Origin of the sequence: Streptomyces sp. NBC_00829, from assembly GCF_045161795.1 — a bacterium.
In the GTDB taxonomy this organism is placed as follows: Bacteria; Actinomycetota; Actinomycetes; order Streptomycetales; family Streptomycetaceae; genus Streptomyces.
The window spans coordinates 4,152,645-4,170,462 of record NZ_CP108867.1 but is presented as its reverse complement, the minus strand read 5'-3'; the positions used below and the strand labels follow the sequence as shown (position 1 = coordinate 4,170,462).

Here is a 17,818-nt window from a genome sequence, read left to right as displayed (position 1 = left end):
GAGACAAACCCGGCCGCCCGCACACGGAGCCGTCACGCCGGGGAGGGTCCGTGCAGGGTCGTCCCCGCAGGCGATCGGCGGCGGACGCCGGGTGATCAATGCGGACGGCCCGTTGGCCGCCGACGCCGAGGAGTCGACCCGGAGGGGACCCCGGAACCCGCACCCCACGCCACCGGGTACCCCCGAACCCAAACCCGGAAAGCCCGCACCCCACGCCACCGGGCACGCCCGAACCCGGAAAGCCCGCACCACCCCCCTACCCGCGAGCAACCATCGCTTCGATGCCCGCCACCAGCAGCTCCAGCGCGAACTCGAAGTCCCTCTCCCTCATCTCCGCCACCGTGTCCCCGCCCCTCGCCTCCATCAGCTGCGACGCGTTCTCGAAGCTCTTCCTGAGGTCCTCCCGCTCACTGATCGAGCCCATCGCCTCGTGGAAGTACTCGTCCTGGCTCATCCCCGCCGTCGCACACCGCTGCACGAAATGGCCCTCGATCGTGCCGAAGCCGTACACGAACTGGGACACCGCCGCCAGACCGCCCATCTGGCCCCCCGGCGGCAGGCCGGTGTTGCGCAGGATCTGCTGGGCCGCCTGGGAGAACGTCATCGAATGCGGGCCGATGTTCAGGAACGTACCGATCAGGGGCGACACCCACGGGTGGCGGACCAGCAACGTCCGGTAAACAGCGGCCAGTTCGCGCAGCTGGTCGCGCCAGTCCGTATCCGGGCTCACGTCCGGCAGCGTGACCGTGCCGAACACCTCGTCGAGCGCCAGTTCCAGCAGGTCGTCCTTGGTGTCCACGTACCAGTAGACCGACATCGCGGTGACGTTCAGCTCCGCGGCCAGGCGGCGCATCGAGAACTTCGCCGCGCCCTCGGCGTCGAGCAGCCGGACCGTCGCCTCGATGATTCTGGCGCGGTCCAGACCGGCCGGCTGGCCCGACTTGCGGCTCCGGTCCCGATCGCGGTCCCGGTCCGCTCTGCCTTCCAGCCACACGCTGGTCCTCGCGGGACCTTTCGCGCGGTCGGCCGCACTCACCATCGCGCATTCCTCCTCGCCTCGCCCCCGCTTCCGATGCTATGCCGCTGGACGGGGTGAGTCTGCACGCTCCGCCCGCCGCAGCAGCATCGCGGCCAGCAGCCCTCCGGCCAGTACCGCCACCGCGCCGACCAGCTGGCTCGTCTGCAGGCCGGAGGCGAAGGCGTCGGAGATCCGCTCACGTTCGGCCGGGCCGTCCGCCGCCGCCAGTGCCGCGGGGAGCGAGGCCGCGCCGACGACCGTGGGTACGAGCGCGGCGAAGCGCGAGTTCAGCACGGCGCCCAGGACGGCGACCCCGAGGCCGTTGCCGAACTCGGCGAGCGTGCCGTTCACGCCCGCTCCGACGCCCGCCTTCTCCGGCGGTATGGCACTCATGATCGCGTTGGCCATCGCGGGCATGGACAGCGCGACACCCGCGCCCATCACGACGAGCCCGAGCAGCATCCCCCCGTACCCGTGCCGTCCGCCGAGGACGGCGATCGCGGCAAGACCGGCGGCCACCAGTGCCATCCCGGCGGCGATGGTGCCGGGCGTACCGATCCTGGGCAGCAGCCGCGCGCCCACGCCGGTGAGGTTGAGCGCGATGACGGTGATCGCCAGGGGTGCCGTCCGAAGGCCCGCGTCCAGCGGCCCGTACTCCAGGACGAATTGGAGGTGCTGGGTGAGCAGGAAGAGCGAGCCGCCCATGCCGAAGGCGACGAGGATCGCGCCCGCGACCGCCCCGATGAAGCGCTGGTTGCGGAAGAAGTGCATGTCCAGCATCGGGTAGGGGATCCGCAGCTCCCACAGGACGAAGACGCCGAGGACGAGTGCACCGACCGTCGCCGAGCCCAGGACCTGCGCCGATGTCCAGCCGTGGCCGGGCCCGGAGATGATCGCGTACACGACGGCCGTCATACCGACCGTGGAGAGCAGCGCGCCCGGCAGGTCGGGCCGGTCGCCCTGCGGGTTCTTCGACTCCGGTACGAGGGCCACGACCGCGACCAGCCCGATCGCCGCCACCGGAATGTTGACCAGGAAGATCGCACCCCACCAGAAGTGGTCGAGCATGACGCCGCCGATCAGCGGACCGGCGGCGAAGCCGAGGGAGTTGACGGTGGACCAGAGACCGATGGCCTTGACCCGTTCGCCGTCGTCGAAGATCTGGACGACGACGGCGAGGGTCGTCGTCATCAGCAGCGCGCCGCCGACGCCCATGCCCGCGCGGGCGGCGATCAGCTGGGCGGAGGACTGGGCGAGTCCGGCGGCGAGCGAGCCGGCGCCGAAGAGGGCGAGTCCGGCGACCAGCATCTTCTTGCGGCCGTAGCGGTCGGAGGCGTTGCCCGCGGTGAGCAGCAGGCCCGACTGCACCAGCGAGTACGCGTTGATCATCCACTGGATGTCCGAGGTGGTGGCGTCGAGCTCCCGGGTGAGGGAGGGGATCGCCACGCCGAGGACGGTGTTGTCGAGCAGCACGGTGAGCTGGGCGAGGCAGATGACGCCGAGGATCAGCCAGCGCTGCGGATGGCCCGTGGGGGCGGGGGCCGGGGTTGTTCCGGCGGCCATTGCCATCATGCGCATTCCTTGTACGGTGTACGGGACTGGGTGTCGTACACCGTACAAGGAATCCCTCTACGCCGTACAGGCTATTTCTCGTCGGTCAGGTCGTAGAGCGTCGTGCCTCCCAAAGTGAGCTCGGTGAAGGTGGACTCGACCCACGAGGTGATCGCGGAGCTGCCACCGTTGCCGCCCGGACCACCGCCCATGCCACCGGCCGTGCCACCTCCCGCGATGAAGTAGTGGATCTTCCCGTCGGCGACGTACCGCTTGAACTGCGCAAGGGTCGGGGACGGGTCACTGCCGTTGAAGCCGCCGATCGCCATCACCGGCCTCTCGGTGGCGAGCTGGTAACTGGCCGCGTTCTGGGAGCCGATGGCCGCCGCGGCCCAGGTGTACCGGTCGGCGTTCCGCTTGAGCTTCGCCTCGGCCTCGGCGCTGACGCTCGCGCCGTTGAGGAGACCGCCCATACCGCCACCGCCTGTGCCACGCTCACCGTTCCGGCCGCCCTGGGCTCCCTGCGCCGGGAAGCCCACCGCGCCGCCTCCGGGCGGCTGCCCCTGCGCGCCCTGACCGGCCGGGCCCTGGCCGCCGCCCATCTGACCGGCGCCCGGAGGCAGTCCCATGCCGCCGCCCGGTCCGCCCGGCTGACCCGGCTGCCCCTGCTGCCCCTGCTGCCCCGGCTGCCCCGGCTGCATCATCCGGCCGCCTCCCCGGGGCCCGCCTCCGCCAGGACCACCGCGCATCGACGCCGGTCCCGCCGTCACGATCGACCCCGCGTGCCCCTCGTTCACCGTGGTGAGGGAGTACGCCACGGGCCCGGCCAGCGAGACCGCCAGCCCCAGGCCCGCCGCGCCCAGCGCCAGTCGACGCCCGGCCCTGCCCGCGAGCATCAGCCCGGCCGCCGCCACGAGAGAGCCGGTCAGCACGGCCCACCGCAGCCACGGCAGATAGTCCGCGCTCCGGCCGAGCAGCGTGTACGACCAGTAGGCCGTCACCGCGACCGAGCCGCCCAGCGCCGCCGCCGCGGGGAACGAACGCCGCTCCTCCCACAGCACCGTGGCACCCATGCCCACGAGCGCGGCGATGTACGGCGCCAGCGCCACCGTGTAGTACTCGTGGAAGATCCCGGCCATGAAACTGAAGATCCCCGCGGTCATCAGCAGCGAGCCGCCCCAGACGAGGAACCCGGCCCGTGCGGTGTCCGTGCGGCCGGCGCGCCAGGTCACGACGAGACCTGCGACGAGCAGCAGCAGCGCGGCCGGCAGCAACCAGCCGATCTGGCCGCCGATGGTCTCGCCGAACATCCGGTCGACGCCGGTCTCGCCCCAGCCGCCGCCACCGCGGCCTCCGCCACCGCCACCGCCGCCGACGCTGCCTGTCTCATTGCCGCTGATCCGGCCGAGCCCGTTGTAGCCGAAGGTCAGCTCCAGGAAGCTGTTGCTCTGAGAGCCTCCGATGTAGGGACGGGAGGACGCGGGCCACAGCTCGACGATCGCCACCCACCATCCGGCCGCCACGACCATCGCCACGGCGGCGAGAGCGAGTTGGCCGAGCCGCCGCCGCAGGCTCGTCGGCGCGCACACCGCGTACACCAGGGCCAGCGGCGGCAGGATCACAAACGCCTGGAGGGTCTTGGTCAGGAAGGCGAGTCCGACCGCCGCCCCCGCCCACAGAAGCCACTTCGTCCGCGCGCCTTCGAGTGCGCGCAGCACGCAGTAGACGGTCACGGTCATCAGCAGCGTGAGCAGCGCGTCCGGGTTGTTGAAGCGGAACATCAGCGCGGCGACGGGCGTCACCGCCAGCACCGCACCGGCGATCAGACCGGCGGCGGGACTGAAGCGCCGGCGCACGGCGCCGTACACCACCCCCACCGTCGCGACCCCCATGAGCACCTCGGGGACGAGGATCTGCCAGGAGCCGAGCCCGAAGAGCCGCACCGACAGGGCCATCGGCCAGAGCCCGGCCGGAGGCTTGTCGACGGTGATGGAGTTCGCGGCGTCGGACGAGCCGAAGAAGAAGGCCTTCCAGCTCTCGCTGCCCGCCTGGACGGCCGCGGAGTAGAAGGAGTTGGCGTAGCCGGACGCGCTCAGGTCGAAGAGGTAGAGCAGCGCGGTGGCCAGCAGGAGGGCGAGGAAGGCGGGGCGCACCCAGGGTGCGTCCGAGGCACGGCCGCGCCAGGTCCGGGCCATCCGCCCGCCCCCGGAGCGGGCGCGGCTGCGACCGGCCGCCGGCGCGTCCGTCACGCGCCCGCCGTGCGGATACGTCGTCGTCATCGTGAGTTCCTTACGCTGTACGGGAATTCGGAAGCGGGGGCGGAGGGCAGCCCGGGGCCTTCGTCACCCGGCGCGTCGCGCCGGTCCGGGAAGACCCAGGCCCGCAAGAGCAGGAACCGCAGCACGGTCGCCGCCAGGTTCGCCGCGACCAGGACCGCTAGCTCGGTGCCGTGGGAGGGGTTCCCGGCCGCGGCGGCCAGGGCCGCGAGCGAGCCGCTCGTCAGCGCGAGACCGATGCCGAACACGACCAGACCCTGCGCCTGGTGGCGTAGGGCGCGCTCCCGGCCCCGTACGCCGAAGGTGAGCCGCCGGTTCGCCGCCGTGTTCGCGACCGCGGACACCAGCAGCGCCCCCGCGTTGGCCACTTGAGGCCCGGCGCCCGCCCGGAAGAGCGAATAGAGCAGCAGATACAGCAGCGTGGAGAGCGCGCCGACCACGCAGAATCCGACCAGCTGCCGGGCGAGGCCGCCCGGCACCCCCGTCAGAGCTCCGTCCCGCGGATCGTCGCCGAAGGGCCGCGCGAGACGGTCCAGCGGCAGCGCGCCCACGGCCAGCGCCCGCCCGACCCGCCAGACGCCCTTGAGGTCCTCCGTCGCCGTGCTGACGATGTGCACCGTCGAGTCCGGGTCGTCGACCCAGTCCACCGGCACCTCATGGATCCGCAGACCGGCGCGCTCGGCCAGCACCAGCAGCTCGGTGTCGAAGAACCAGCCGGTGTCCTCGACCATCGGGAGCAGGCGCTCGGCGACCTCACGCCGTATCGCCTTGAAGCCGCACTGCGCGTCGGAGAACCTGGCCGCCAGCGAGGACTTGAGGATCAGGTTGTAGGAGCGCGAGATGAACTCCCGCTTCGGGCCGCGCACCACCCGCGACGAACGCGCCAGCCGGGATCCGATCGCCAGGTCCGAGTGGCCCGAGATCAGCGGTGCGACCAGCGGCAGCAGGGCGTTGAGGTCGGTGGACAGATCCACGTCCATGTACGCGAGGACGGGGGCGTCGGAGTACGACCACACGGCACGCAGCGCCCGGCCGCGCCCCTTCTCCTCCAGCCGGTGGGCCTCGACCTCGGGGATCGAGCGGGCGAGCCGGGCCGCCACCTGGGGCGTGCCGTCGGTGCTCGCGTTGTCGGCGACGGTGATCCGGAAGCCGTACGGGAAGGTCCGCACGAGGTGGTCGTGCAGCCGGCGCACACACCGTTCGAGGTCGTCCTCCTCGTTGTAGACCGGGAGCACCACGTCGAGTACGGGCAGTCCGGCCGTATCGGCGAGCAGATGCTCGCGGGCCGGAAGAGTCCCCCTTGGGGTGTCGGTTCGCATGACACGACACTCGGCGGGCGCGCTGTCACGGCTGTGTGCTGTGCCTGTGCCCTGCCTGTGAGTCGTACGCGGAACGGGAAACGGAACGGGAAACGGAGCCGGACGCCGAGCCGGACGCCGAGTCGTATGTGTCCGGCCCTTCGGCTGCCCGCGCGGGAAGCCGCACGGCGAAGACCGTGCGCCCGGGCGCGGAGGTCACATCCACTGTGCCGCCGTGCGCACAGACCACCGCCTGCACGATCGCCAGGCCGAGCCCGGTGGATCCGGCATGCCGCGACCTGGACGCGTCACCGCGCGCGAACCGTTCGAAGATGTACGGCATCAGCTCGGGTGGAATGCCGGGCCCGTCGTCCTCGACCTCCAGGACCACCGTCCCCGCGGCGCACGACAGGCGCGCGGTGACCGTCGTGCCGGACGGTGTGTGGGTACGGGCGTTCGCCAGCAGATTGACCAGCACCTGTTGGAGCCGGGCACCGTCGGCGTGCACCTTCACGGGCTCGCCGGGCAGTTCGAGCCGCCAGGTGTGGTCCTGGCCCGCCGCCCGCGCGTCGCTCATCGCGTCCACGACCAGCGGCGAGAGATCAGTGCTCTCGTACGAGAGCGGGCGTCCGGCGTCCAGCCGGGCCAGCAGCAGCAGATCCTCCACCAGGCCCGTCATCCGGGTCGCCTCCGCCTCGATCCGCCCCAGGGAGTGCCGGGTGTCCTCGCCGACGTGTTCCCCGCCGCGCCGGGTCAGCTCCGCGTATCCGCGGATCGACGCCAGCGGCGTCCGCAGCTCATGACTGGCGTCGGCGACGAACTGCCGCACCCGCGTCTCGCTCTCCTGCCGCGCCGTCAGCGCCGAACCGACGTGCCCCAGCATCCGGTTGAGCGCCGCACCGACCTGCCCGACCTCGGTCCGCGGATCGGCCTCGGCGTCCGGGACCCGCTCGTGGAGCGCCACCTCACCGCTGTGCAGCGGCAGTTCGGAGACCCGGGTGGCGGTCGCGGCGACCCGCCGCAACGGCAGCAGCGCGAAGCCGACCAGCGCGGCTCCCGCGATCCCCGCGGCGATCAGTCCGGCGCCCGTGACGGACACCTCGACCAGGACCAGCGTGCCCAGCGCGTCCTCGACATCGCTCATCGGCACCCCGACGAGGTAGGAGCCGCGCGAACCGGTGGCATAGGAGACCCGGTAGTCCCCGCGCCCCGGCACCTCCAGGGTGTGCGGACGGTCGTCGCGGGGGACCTCGGCCAGAGCCTTCGACTGCGCCTCGGTCAGCGGGATGCCGCGCGGCCCCGCATCCGCGGAGGCATGCTCGGTGCTCACCACGGCATCGACGACAGTCCCGCTTCTGTCGAGCGCCGCGCCGACGGTGCCCACGGGCGTACCACCGAGGAGGACGAAGCCGAGCGGATCCCGGTCGGGCAGGCCGCCGGGCGGGTGCGGCTCGGGGGCACCGGGCGGTCCGGCGGCACGGAGGCCGATCGCCTCGACCTGGCTGTCCATCTGCTCGTACAGATAGCTGCGGTAGGCGATCGTCGTGACCGTCCCGATCACCGCCGCCACCACCGCGATCAGTGCCACCGCCGAGACCACGAGCCGGGTCCGCAGCGACCATCTGCGCCGGCGCCCCCACGCACTACGCACTACTCACCGGGCTTGATCAGATAGCCGGCCCCGCGCCGCGTGTGGATCATCGGCGTCCGCCCGGCGTCGATCTTCTTGCGCAGATACGAGACATAGAGCTCGACGACGTTGGCCTGGCCGCCGAAGTCGTAGGACCACACCCGGTCGAGGATCTGCGCCTTGCTGAGCACCCGACGCGGATTGCGCATCAGAAAGCGCAGCAGCTCGAACTCGGTAGCCGTCAGATGGATCGACTGCCCTGCCCGGCTGACCTCGTGGCTGTCCTCGTCGAGGGTCAGATCGCCGACTGCCAGCAGGGACTCGCTGCGTACGGTCGCGGCTCCCGAACGGCGGATCAGCCCCCGCAGCCTGGCCACGACCTCCTCCAGCGAAAAGGGCTTGGTGACATAGTCGTCGCCGCCGGCCGTCAGCCCCGCGATCCGGTCCTCGACCGCGTCCCGGGCGGTGAGGAACAGCACCGGCACCTCGGGCTGTTCACGCCGCAGCCGGCTCAGCACGGCAAGCCCGTCCATGTCGGGGAGCATCACATCGAGCACCACCGCGTCCGGCCGGAAGTCGCGCGCCGAGCACATCGCACCCGCACCGTCGCCGGCGCTGCGCACCTCCCAGCCCTCGTAGCGCAGGGCCATGGACAGCAGCTCGCTCAGCGCCGCCTCGTCGTCCACGACGAGCACCCGGACGGGGTTGCCGTCCGGCCTGAGCATTTCGGTACGCCCCTGGGGCGAGGTCGCGGTCATGCTGCCCACCCTGCGACCGCGCACTGAGAGGGCTCTTGGCCTTTCCTGTGAATTCCCTGAGAAAGGCCCTAAGGGCTGTCCGGCAGGCCGAAAAGCCGCGCGCCGTTGTCGTGGCAGACCGCCCGCAGCCACTCGTCCCCGAGCTCCAGCCGCTCCAGGGCGTGGAGTTGATGGACGTACGGATACGGGATGTTCGGGAAGTCGGTCCCGAGCAGCACCCGGTCCGCCAGATCCAGCAGCCGGGCCCGCTCCCCCGCGGGGAAGGGGCTCATGCTCTCGCTGAAGTCGGTGAACGCCATGGTCGTGTCCAGCATGACCCCGTCGTACGACGCCGCGAGATCGAGGAAGTCGGTGTGCTCAGGCATCCCCATGTGGGCGACGATCAGACGCAGTCGCGGATGGCGCCCGAGCAGCCGCCCGATCGGCTCGGGGCCGGTGTGCCTGCCGGGCTGGGGACCCGACCCGCAGTGCGTGACCACCGGGATCCCGGCATCGGCCAGCAGCCCCCACACGGGATCGAGCAGCGCGTCATTGGGGTCGTACGCCCCGACCTGGAGATGCGCCTTGAACACACGCGCCCCGCGCTCGACCTCCTGCCGCACATACGACTCGGCGCCCTCCTCGGGGAAGAAGGTCGCGGTGTGCAGGCACCCGGGCGTGCGCTCGGCGAAGCCGGCGGCCCAGCCGTTGAGCCAGGCGGCCATGCCCGCCTTGTGCGGATAGAGCATCGAGGTGAAGGAGCGCACCCCGAACTCCCGCAGCAGCGCGACGCGTCGCTCCTCCTCGTGCCGGTAGGTGATCGGCCACTCCACTCCGGTCATCGGACCGATGGCGTCGAAGTAGGCCCACACCTTCTTCAGGACCCGCTCGGGCATGAAGTGCGTGTGCACATCGACGAGCCCGGGCAGCCCGAGGCGCGTCCGGAATGCCCGCACCGCCGCCGCCTCACGCCCGCTCAAAGCCGTAACTCCTCATTGCCGTAAGGGATCCAGAGGGGATCCATTGCTTGACCTTCACCTCACCGCAGCGCCTCACCGCAGCGCCTCGGAGCAGCGCCTCGGAGCAGCGCCTCAGAACGCCTCAGAACAGGCGCCTCAGAACAGCCCGTCCTGAACGGATCCCGGGCCGGGCCCGGTGCCGGCACCCACCTCGACGAGGGGAACCGTCACGCCCTCCCCCGCGTCGGCGCCGATGAGCGACCACCCGGTCATCAGCCGTGTGTCGAGGACGACGAGACCGGACCCCGCGGTCCGCAGATGCAGATCGGGGCCGGCTGCGGCCACCACCTGCCCCGCGACGGTCCCGCCGTCGACGAGCTCACGGACGACCCCGGCCGCGGCCGGCAGCCCGTCGAGCCCGAAGACCTCGGTGTGGTCGACGGCCTCGAAGTCCATCCGTTCCAGCGACTCGGCCCACCCGGAAAGCCCCACGGCACGCCGGTGCAGTTCCTCGATCTCGGCCACCCGCTCCGCGGCCCCCGGCAGCGCTGCCCGCACGGCCCGCTTGTCGGCGTACCGAATCCGGTCCGGCACACCCAGAGCGCCGCGCAGCAGTTCCTCGGTCCGCCGCGCGGCCATCAGCGGGCCGCGGCCGAGCCAGCTGAATACGACGGCCCCCTGCTCCAGCAGCCGCGCGGGCCCGCGCTCCTCGGCGGTGATGCCGACCTTGACCATCGCGGGCCCGAACCAGGCGAGATACACGCGGTACGTTCTCGGGTCGTCCGCCATGGTGTCCGCGGCCACCGAGTGCGCCCGGTCCAGCCGCGCGCACTCGGGGCACCGCGCCTGCGTGGTGCGCCCGACCACGACGGCCGTCAGGGCACAGGCATTGCCCCGGGCACCGACACAGCGGCGCTCACCCTCGGCACGGAAGCCCAGCTCCTTGCCGGCGGTCAGCGGGCTGACGCGCCCGCCTTCCCACGCGAGCAACGGAATCCGGGTTCCCCGGGGCCAGCTGAGTCCCTCACAGCGCCACGCCATCCACACACCTCCGGCCGAAAACGGGGACGTTACCGGAGGGCACGGACAGGGGCACCGGCCGGCTCGATCGGCTGTTCGCTGGCGGGGGCCCGGCCCTCCGGTCCCAGAGGCACGCCGCGGGTGTTCAGTCGCCGCCGGTCCGCTCTCGTGAAGCCGCGCCGCGGGTGTTCAGTCGCCGCCCGCCCGCGCTCCCGGCGCCGCGCCGCGCTCCCGCCGCCGGGCCGCGCTCCCGCCGCCGGGCTCCGCCTCGTCCGCTCCGCCTCGTCCGCTCCGCGCTCGCGCGCGGCTCAGGTGGCGCCGGTCCGCGCCGACAGCCCTCGTCGCAGACACTCGACGAGCCGGACGGCAATGCTGCCGTCGGGGTCGAGGCGGGGATTGAAGATCGTGACATCGAACCCGACGGCCCGCTCGTCCCCGAGCGCGATCCGCAGCACACTCTCCAGCTCTGCCCAGCTCAGCCCGCCGGGGAGGCGGTAGTCGACCGCGGGCATGACCGTGTCGTCGAGGACATCGACATCGAGATGCACCCAGTACTCACCGAGCCGTCCAACCGCCTGCCGTGCCGCAGCGGCGGCGCCCACGGCTCGCACGGCATCGAGGTCGACCGCGTGCAGCGCGGGCGGGAGCGACTGCATCCCGGCCGCGGCGGACTCGTCGCCGTCCCGGAACCCGAGCGCGACGACGTCCTCGTCCCGCACGAGCGGACCGAGCCCTTCGAGATCACTGAGCACCCGCGGCCCCCGCCCGGTCGCCAGCGCGAGGTCCATCGACGCGACCTCACCGGCGGGCTCGGCGGCCGGCTGGTAGAAGTCGCTGTGCCCGTCGAGGAACAGCAGCCCGTGCCGCCCGCGCCGCCGCAGGGCGAGGAGATTGCCGAGGAGGATGCTGCAGTCGCCACCGAGCACGACGGGAAACAGCCCTTGGTCGAGGGTGCGTCCGACGATGTCGGCCAGTTGGGTGGAGTACCGCGCGATGCCACCCGGATTGAGGACCCCGGTCACCGGATCCCGCACGCTTTCGTACGCCGGCGCCTCGACGCGGGCGACGACCGGGGCCCCGAGCCGCTCACCGAGCCCGGCCGCGAGAAGCACCCGGGACAACTGCTGCACCCCGGACGGCCGCAGCCCGAGGACGGACGGCGCTTCGATGATCGCCGGCTTCCGCACGCGGGACTCCCCTTGCCTGACGCCACGGAAGTTCTTACGGGGCGTCGATCGTTCCACCCCGAAGTTCGATGGCCTCAAGGACATCAAGGACTATTCCGCGAACTGCCGCGCGGCAAAACGTCGAGCGGGCGTCGCTGCCTTCACGGCGGGGTGCTCCGCCCCGACGCAGGACTCCGGGGCGCGACTCCGGGGCGCAGACCGCCGCCCGAGTCCGCCCAGAAGGAGTTGATGTCACCCATGGATGCCAGAAGCCCCCCGGGATGATCCCGGGGGGCTTCTGAACTGTGTGCACTCGGCAGGATTCGAACCTGCAACCTTCTGATCCGTAGGCGTGTGCGCCACTCGGGTGGATCACGTGGAGACCTCGTTCAGCACGAGGTGAGCGACGCGGGGGACGCGCCATCGGTACGCCGCTGTGCGTTGTTGTACGCCGGTGTTGATGTCAGTGGTTGATGTCAGCCCACCTGTTCGGGAGCTGCGGTTTCGTCCGCGAATCCGTGGGCTACGGGTTCCGTTGCCCGCTGTGCGAGCCACCCTGACACCCTCGGTCCGCCGTTCACGGCGAGTCCCTGGCGAACGGTCCGGACGTGCCGGAATCCGTGGCTCAGGTAGTACGTCTGCAAGCCGGTGTTCGTCGTCCAGGCGTCCAGGCGAAGCCAATCGGCACCCGCACGATGGGCGCGGTCGCCGGCCCATTCGAGCAGTCGGCCGCCTAGGCCCTGACCGGCGTGCGTCCGCGCCACGGTCAGCTTGTTGATGAACAGGGAGGGTTCCCGTAGCTCATCTGCGGTCCACAGTCCCTCTTCAGCTTCCGGGGTCAACGTGATCGTGGCCGCCGTGGCGTCACCGTCACGCACCATGAACACTTCCCCCGCCTCGATCGTGGCAAGCAGCTTGTCAGCCGGATAGGGACGCTGCCACTGGTCGGTGCCGAGACGAGACAGCCAAGCTGCCGCCTCCTGCCGGAAGGCGAGCAGCTTGGCCACGTCGTGCGGTTGCGCTGAGCAGATTCTCACTGAGGCTCGTTCTCTCCCCGGCCGGACAGGGTGCCGATCTCGTAGTTCATCTGGTTCAGGTCGCCCCGGAAGGTGGTGACCGTGCAGCGGATCGGCTGATCCTCCGAGTAGCCGGTGCGCGTCCAGAGCAGCACGGGCACCCCGGCACCGATCTCCAAGAGGCGTGCCTCTTCGGGAGTCGGCATGCGCGCCGCAATCTCGTCGAAGTAGCCCACCTGCTCGATCCCGTGCGACGCGAGATACCGCGTGGTCCCCTCCTCGATGTCGCCCGGCTCTGCGAGTCGTGGGGACCGCCCTGTGAGCCACCCGGGGTACCAGGTGGCCTGCGTCGACCACGGCACGTCATCGACGTACCGGTGGCAGAACCGCAGAACCGTGGTGGACCCCACCTCAACCTTCAGCCGCTCCGCGACATCCGAAGACGCCGGGGTCATCTCGACTCGGAACGTCTGATGCGGGCGGCGGCCCGCGTTCGTCACGTCCGTGCGGTACGCGTCGCCGTTCTGCGGGAAGTCCAGGTTCTCGAACCTGGACGCGTTGAGCTTGAACACCTCGTGCGATCGGACTTCGTAGCCCAACCCTTGGCTGGACGAGACGAGACCCTGGCTGACCAGGAGACTCAGCCCGTTTCGCACGGTGTTCCTCGAAGCGTCAAAGCGCTTCATCAGGTCACTCTCCGACGGCAACCGCGCGCCCGGCGCGTACGTGCCGCTGTCGATCTCTCGGCGCATGGCATCGGCCACCTGCCGGTACTTCGGCTGCTTGCTCATGCCCCCATCATGACTCACTCGCTCAACTTGTTGGTACATGTGGGCCCCAATCCCTTGACGACTCACCGTCCGTGGGTGCAGTATCACTGCGTCAGCTTGTACCAACAAGTTGAGCAAGCGGAGCAATTCCCTTGAGTTGCTTTCGTATGCGTTGATGCATAGGGCGGGGACGCTGCAATCCCGCTAAAGGCCAGAGGACAGGGCTTCGGCCCGACTGGCGAGGTGGCCCGGTGACCGCGAGCAACGGCCGGAGGGTGGGGACTGGGTCCCCCTTGCAGTGCAACACCCCAATCGGATCAACAGAGAGGAGCCCTGATGCGTGAGCGAAGTACTTGGGCGCCGCCCTGATCATCGCCACCGTCTGAACCCACCCCTCAACGGCGCGGCCCCAGTGCTGGAACACCGGGGCCGCTGCGAGCCGCTTCACCTGCTAGGGAGACCACGACTCATGAAGCACATCGTTGCTGTTCAGGCGGTTGTTACCGCCGACGTTTTAGATCGTGAGCCGACGTTCGCGGAGCTGGATGCGATCGACCGGGAGATGCCCGTCATCATGGCGGACGTCGACCTGTTGGACGCGCAGATCATGGTCCTTGACCGTACGCCGACTGAGGTGGATGTGCGGCGTATCCGCAGGGCTCGCCGCCGGGTGCTGGCCGCGCGCCGGGAGCTTTCGAACCGTGCCGCGGCGCTCGTTCCGGGGGTGGGAGCGTGAGCGCGCTGGAGACCAGCCTCACGGCCGCGCACGCTGAGGTGAAGGCGGAGATCGCCCGGACCGACAGCAAGACGTCGCTGCTGCTGGCGTTCATCGGCGCGCTGCTGGCCGGTGTGTGGACGGTCGCGAAGGACGCGCACCTGCCGCCCGCCGCCTATGCGGTCGGCGGCATGGGTGTGGCGTTGCTGGTTGCGGCTGCTGGTCTGCTGCTGCGGGCGGTCCGCCCCAACCTGTCCGGCACGGCTGTGGCGGGGTTCCCGCTCTGGGCAACGCTGACCGCGGACGAGATCCGGGCCCGGCTCGCGCAGGATGAGCGCGGTGCGGACATCGCGAACCTGTCCCAGATCGCGGTCGCCAAGTTCACCCGGCTCCGGCACGCGGTCGACCTGACCTGCGCGGCCGGTGGACTGCTCATCCTCGCGGCCGTGATCGCAGTGGGGGGTGCACTGTGAGCGGGACGATCCGGGCGCAGTTGGCTGACTGCGGCGGTTGGCATCTGTATGTGGTCCTGCCGGACACCGGGGGCGTGTGGCCGCAGCTGGTATGGCCTGCGGGCGCGTCGGCGCCGACGCTCGCCGAGCGGGATGAGGCGCTGGCCGCGCTGGGGTACGAGATCGTGCCGGGTGCCGCGTGGCAGTGGTGCGAGACCAGCGACACCCCCGACGACCCTTCCGCGACGGTCTGGCTGTACGCCAGTGTCACCGTGCGCTTGGTGGCGGGGGTGGCGCCATGAATCGCACTGCTAAAACCCTGCTCGTTCTCGCCCTGGTCGGCGTGGTCGGGATGGCCTTCCGCGTCTCGTGGAACGCGCTGCGGGACGTGGCCCGTGCGATCGGCGCCGACCACACGGCCGCGATGCTCTACCCGTTCGTGGTGGACGGTCTGATGGCTCTGGCGCTGGTGGCCACGCTCGTACTGACGGACCGGGACCGGGCGTTCGCGCTGCGGGTGCTCGCCACGTACACGCTCGCCTCGCTGGTCCTGAACTACGTGCATGGTCTGGTTCCGGCGCTGCACGGCCGATCGGTCGACTGGGGACATCTGGCCGACTGGAATCCGGCGAACTGGGCCCTGGTCCTGCTCGCCACTTCGTTGCCGGTCGGGTCGATCTACTTCGGCTCCGATCTGGTCGCCAAGGTTCTCCACCACCGACCGGCCCCGACCAGGAATGCGGAGGAATCGACTGAGACCATCATCAATCGGTCTACCGTTGACCTCGCGGAATCGACCGCGACGCCGGTTGCTGCCAATCCGTTGGTGATGCCGCGCCCGGTGCAGGTCGGGTTTCTGAAGCCGATCCTGCCGCACAAGCCCGCACCGGCCGCCTTCCCGCCGATCGAGCCGCGTCGGGCGGTAGCGGCCGATTCGACCCGACCGCGCAGGGCGACCGGCCGCGTGCCCCAGGTCGCCCGATCACCCCGACCCAAACGCACCCCGGCCCAACTGCTCGATGAAGCCCGCGCGGTGACGGCCGAGTGGCCCGAGGAGAGGCTGACGGCCGAAGGAATCCGCCTCGCGGTCCACACGTCGCCGAAGAACGCCCGCACCCTGCGCGAGACGCTGCGCGCGGAGCGGACTGCTGAGGCGGTGGCCTGATGGCCACCACGCGCAGTGCCTGTTTCGACCCGACCGGGGAGCGGCATGGCATCCCCACCTTTCCGTGGCGCTGTGCCCCGGATGGCTACGCCACCCGCAGGCAACTGCGGGCCGCCGGGCTCCGGCCTGGTGGTCAGCCTGTTGCGGCGCAGTGTCTGCGCCCGCGGCGTCGGCGCGGTCCGCTCACCGCGTACCTGTACCGGATCGACCGGGCCAAGCCGGTCCGTCCGATGACGCCCGGCAAGCGGGCGGCGCTGGCCGAGGCGATGCGTGCTCGCCGCATCTGCCCCGAGTGCCGACGCGACGCCGGTTACGTCATCCCGCCCTCGCTCGGCATGTGCGCTCCGTGCGCCTGCCCCGACGCCCAGTCCGAGCACGCTGCCTGATGGGAGAGAAGTTCATGGAGAACAACCTGCCGACGTCCATCGAGCAGGCATCGGCCGACGCAGTACAAGCGGCCCAGCAGTCCGAACAGTTCGCGCTCATGCTCACCGCCGTTCAGGCCGCGCAGGCCGTTCAGGCCGCGCAGGCCGTTCAGGCCGCGCAGGCCGTTCAGCAACCGCAGTCCGCCCCGCGGGCCCCGGCCGCGCAGTCGTCGGGCAGTGCCGGGAAGTGGATCGGGATCGGAGTCGGTGGCTCGGTCTTCCTGCTCACCGTCGCCGTGTCCGCCGTGGCCGTAGCTATCTCCGCGGTGGCACTGACGGTGTGCCTGCTCGTCCTGCGCTCCATCTGGCAGGACATGCGCAAGGGCCGCTGACGGTCCCACACCCGGACCCACCTGCCCCGCGGCCCACCATCCATCCGTATGACCAACGGAAGGCACAGCCATGTCTCACCCGAGCTTGATCGACACCGACTATGACGCCGCCGAGGTTGAGCGCCGTCAGCGTGACGCCGAGGTACGGCAGGAGGCCCGCCTCGAACTCGCCACCCGCTACGAGATCGCCGTCCACGCAGGCGACCAGCTCACCGTGCGGTGCATCGAGGCGCTGGTCGCCGACATCGACGCGCGCACCCCGCACGGCCCGCGGCTCCTCGCCCAGATCCGCCGCAACCACCCGGCCGCCGCCTGATGGCCATCGCTACCCGCGGCGGCGCGTCCGTCACCATCCGCCCGCACAAGTGGCACGGCATCCGCGGCTACGCCTGGTACTGCACCGGCTGCGACCAGCGGGGCAGCAGCACCGGCGGCGCCTGGTGCACCACCCGGATGCCCGTCCCCCAGTCGCACGCCACCGCGTCCGCCCGCTCCCACGCCCGCACCTGCTACGAGACCAACTAACCCGAAGGAGACCCCATGTTCGGACGTAAGGCAGCCACCGACGTCGAGAACGCCGTCAACCAGGTACTCGACAACGGCGGCACCAAGGAACAGGCACTCGCTGCCGGACGTAAGGCCGCCAGCAAGCACGGCACCGAAGAGTTGATTTCCGGCGGCCTCCACATCGCCGCCGACATCCTCCGCGCCCGCAAGGCCCGCCGCTAATCCGAGAGGAGCCCACCATGCGCACCTGGAGGTTCAGCATCGAGGCGACCGACAGCGAGGGCCGCCGGGGCACGCACAGCGGCCTCGTCGACTCCCACAGCGAGGCAGCAGCCCGGCAGGGCGTCATCGAGTCAGTACAGGCCGCCGGCTACCAGCCCTGCGGCCCCGTGACGGTCAAGCCGAAGCGCGGCTTGTTCTAGACCGCAGCCCGAACCCACCACCGACGAGGGCTGGATGGGCGGCTCCTGGATGTGGGAGCCCGGCGACCTCGACCACGACCAGAACGAGGAGAACAGTGATGGCTGACCCGAAACTCACCGCAGGCGAGAAGACCAAGGTCGCCTGGTACATCGCCCGGATGGCCAAACGCGGCCTGGCCGACGACCGCGTGAACGGCGGCAGGGTCCACCAGCGAGACCTTGAGAAGAAGCTGGAGCGCGTTCTCGACGGCGCCCTCAAGCGCGAGGAACGCGACGCCAAGAACAGCAAGTAGCTGTGCCCCGGGGCGGCCGACAGCAGCCAAGCATCCCGGCCGCCCCGGGCCCCACCGCCACTCTTT

The 17,818-nt window shown here is 70.9% G+C and carries 22 protein-coding genes; 11 read left to right on the top strand and 11 right to left on the bottom strand.

Annotation, left to right across the window (positions count from 1 at the left end; all coding sequences use genetic code 11):
* Nucleotides 1-256: 256 nt before the first annotated feature.
* From OG293_RS18230 to OG293_RS18180, 11 genes are all read right to left on the bottom strand, one after another.
* A complete protein-coding gene (locus OG293_RS18230) occupies nt 257-1,039 on the bottom strand; it encodes a TetR/AcrR family transcriptional regulator (RefSeq protein ID WP_405999845.1) in 783 nt (260 codons plus the stop codon).
* 36 nt (nt 1,040-1,075) lie between these two features.
* Entirely contained in the window at nt 1,076-2,581 is a 1,506-nt protein-coding gene (locus tag OG293_RS18225) for an MFS transporter (RefSeq protein WP_406003633.1), read from the bottom strand.
* A gap of 80 nt (nt 2,582-2,661) precedes the next feature.
* Nucleotides 2,662-4,848: an ArnT family glycosyltransferase gene (locus tag OG293_RS18220; protein WP_405999844.1), complete on the bottom strand. Its 2,187-nt coding sequence runs from the start codon at nt 4,846-4,848 to the stop codon at nt 2,662-2,664.
* On the bottom strand, nt 4,845-6,164 hold the full coding sequence (locus OG293_RS18215; RefSeq protein WP_405999843.1) for a glycosyltransferase: 1,320 nt from the start codon (nt 6,162-6,164) through the stop codon (nt 4,845-4,847). The genes OG293_RS18220 and OG293_RS18215 overlap by 4 nt, the downstream gene beginning before the upstream one ends.
* Before the next feature lie 25 nt (nt 6,165-6,189).
* Nucleotides 6,190-7,794 (bottom strand): sensor histidine kinase, encoded by a 1,605-nt coding sequence (locus tag OG293_RS18210; protein WP_405999842.1) that lies wholly within the window; start codon nt 7,792-7,794, stop codon nt 6,190-6,192.
* Entirely contained in the window at nt 7,794-8,531 is a 738-nt protein-coding gene (locus tag OG293_RS18205) for a response regulator transcription factor (RefSeq protein ID WP_405999841.1), read from the bottom strand. Before OG293_RS18205 ends, OG293_RS18210 begins: the two co-directional genes overlap by 1 nt.
* 68 nt (nt 8,532-8,599) lie before the next feature.
* Nucleotides 8,600-9,490, bottom strand: a complete 891-nt coding sequence (locus OG293_RS18200) for an amidohydrolase family protein (RefSeq protein ID WP_405999840.1) — start codon at nt 9,488-9,490, stop codon at nt 8,600-8,602.
* 135 nt (nt 9,491-9,625) lie between these two features.
* Nucleotides 9,626-10,510 carry a DUF2797 domain-containing protein gene (locus OG293_RS18195; protein ID WP_405999839.1) on the bottom strand — a complete coding sequence of 295 codons (885 nt, stop codon included), beginning with the start codon at nt 10,508-10,510 and terminating at the stop codon, nt 9,626-9,628.
* 287 nt (nt 10,511-10,797) lie between these two features.
* Nucleotides 10,798-11,676: an arginase family protein gene (locus OG293_RS18190; protein WP_405999838.1), complete on the bottom strand. Its 879-nt coding sequence runs from the start codon at nt 11,674-11,676 to the stop codon at nt 10,798-10,800.
* 455 nt (nt 11,677-12,131) lie between these two features.
* A complete protein-coding gene (locus OG293_RS18185; protein WP_405999837.1) occupies nt 12,132-12,692 on the bottom strand; it encodes a GNAT family N-acetyltransferase in 561 nt (186 codons plus the stop codon).
* Nucleotides 12,689-13,462, bottom strand: a complete 774-nt coding sequence (locus tag OG293_RS18180) for a GntR family transcriptional regulator (protein WP_405999836.1) — start codon at nt 13,460-13,462, stop codon at nt 12,689-12,691. Before OG293_RS18180 ends, OG293_RS18185 begins: the two co-directional genes overlap by 4 nt.
* Before the next feature lie 448 nt (nt 13,463-13,910).
* Between OG293_RS18180 and OG293_RS18175 the strand changes: the two genes are divergently transcribed.
* From OG293_RS18175 to OG293_RS18125, 11 genes are all read left to right on the top strand, one after another.
* On the top strand, nt 13,911-14,177 hold the full coding sequence (locus OG293_RS18175; protein WP_405999835.1) for a DUF6284 family protein: 267 nt from the start codon (nt 13,911-13,913) through the stop codon (nt 14,175-14,177).
* Complete coding sequence (locus OG293_RS18170; RefSeq protein ID WP_405999834.1) at nt 14,174-14,629, top strand: Pycsar system effector family protein; 456 nt, start codon at nt 14,174-14,176, stop codon at nt 14,627-14,629. The genes OG293_RS18175 and OG293_RS18170 overlap by 4 nt, the downstream gene beginning before the upstream one ends.
* The gene (locus OG293_RS18165) at nt 14,626-14,910 is read left to right on the top strand and encodes a DUF6303 family protein (RefSeq protein ID WP_405999833.1); all 285 of its coding nucleotides are present in this window, start codon (nt 14,626-14,628) and stop codon (nt 14,908-14,910) included. The genes OG293_RS18170 and OG293_RS18165 overlap by 4 nt, the downstream gene beginning before the upstream one ends.
* Entirely contained in the window at nt 14,907-15,773 is an 867-nt protein-coding gene (locus OG293_RS18160; protein WP_405999832.1) for a DUF2637 domain-containing protein, read from the top strand. Before OG293_RS18165 ends, OG293_RS18160 begins: the two co-directional genes overlap by 4 nt.
* Nucleotides 15,773-16,159, top strand: a complete 387-nt coding sequence (locus tag OG293_RS18155) for an RRQRL motif-containing zinc-binding protein (RefSeq protein ID WP_405999831.1) — start codon at nt 15,773-15,775, stop codon at nt 16,157-16,159. Before OG293_RS18160 ends, OG293_RS18155 begins: the two co-directional genes overlap by 1 nt.
* Nucleotides 16,159-16,530 (top strand): hypothetical protein, encoded by a 372-nt coding sequence (locus tag OG293_RS18150; protein WP_405999830.1) that lies wholly within the window; start codon nt 16,159-16,161, stop codon nt 16,528-16,530. Before OG293_RS18155 ends, OG293_RS18150 begins: the two co-directional genes overlap by 1 nt.
* A 70-nt stretch (nt 16,531-16,600) precedes the next feature.
* Nucleotides 16,601-16,846, top strand: a complete 246-nt coding sequence (locus OG293_RS18145) for a hypothetical protein (protein WP_405999829.1) — start codon at nt 16,601-16,603, stop codon at nt 16,844-16,846.
* Nucleotides 16,846-17,055 carry a hypothetical protein gene (locus OG293_RS18140; protein ID WP_405999828.1) on the top strand — a complete coding sequence of 70 codons (210 nt, stop codon included), beginning with the start codon at nt 16,846-16,848 and terminating at the stop codon, nt 17,053-17,055. The genes OG293_RS18145 and OG293_RS18140 overlap by 1 nt, the downstream gene beginning before the upstream one ends.
* A 15-nt stretch (nt 17,056-17,070) precedes the next feature.
* Nucleotides 17,071-17,259, top strand: coding sequence for a hypothetical protein (locus tag OG293_RS18135; RefSeq protein ID WP_405999827.1), 189 nt, complete (start codon nt 17,071-17,073; stop codon nt 17,257-17,259).
* A gap of 17 nt (nt 17,260-17,276) precedes the next feature.
* Nucleotides 17,277-17,459, top strand: coding sequence for a hypothetical protein (locus tag OG293_RS18130; RefSeq protein ID WP_405999826.1), 183 nt, complete (start codon nt 17,277-17,279; stop codon nt 17,457-17,459).
* Nucleotides 17,460-17,557: 98 nt separating this feature from the next.
* Nucleotides 17,558-17,752, top strand: a complete 195-nt coding sequence (locus OG293_RS18125; protein WP_405999825.1) for a DUF6257 family protein — start codon at nt 17,558-17,560, stop codon at nt 17,750-17,752.
* Nucleotides 17,753-17,818: the final 66 nt, after the last annotated feature.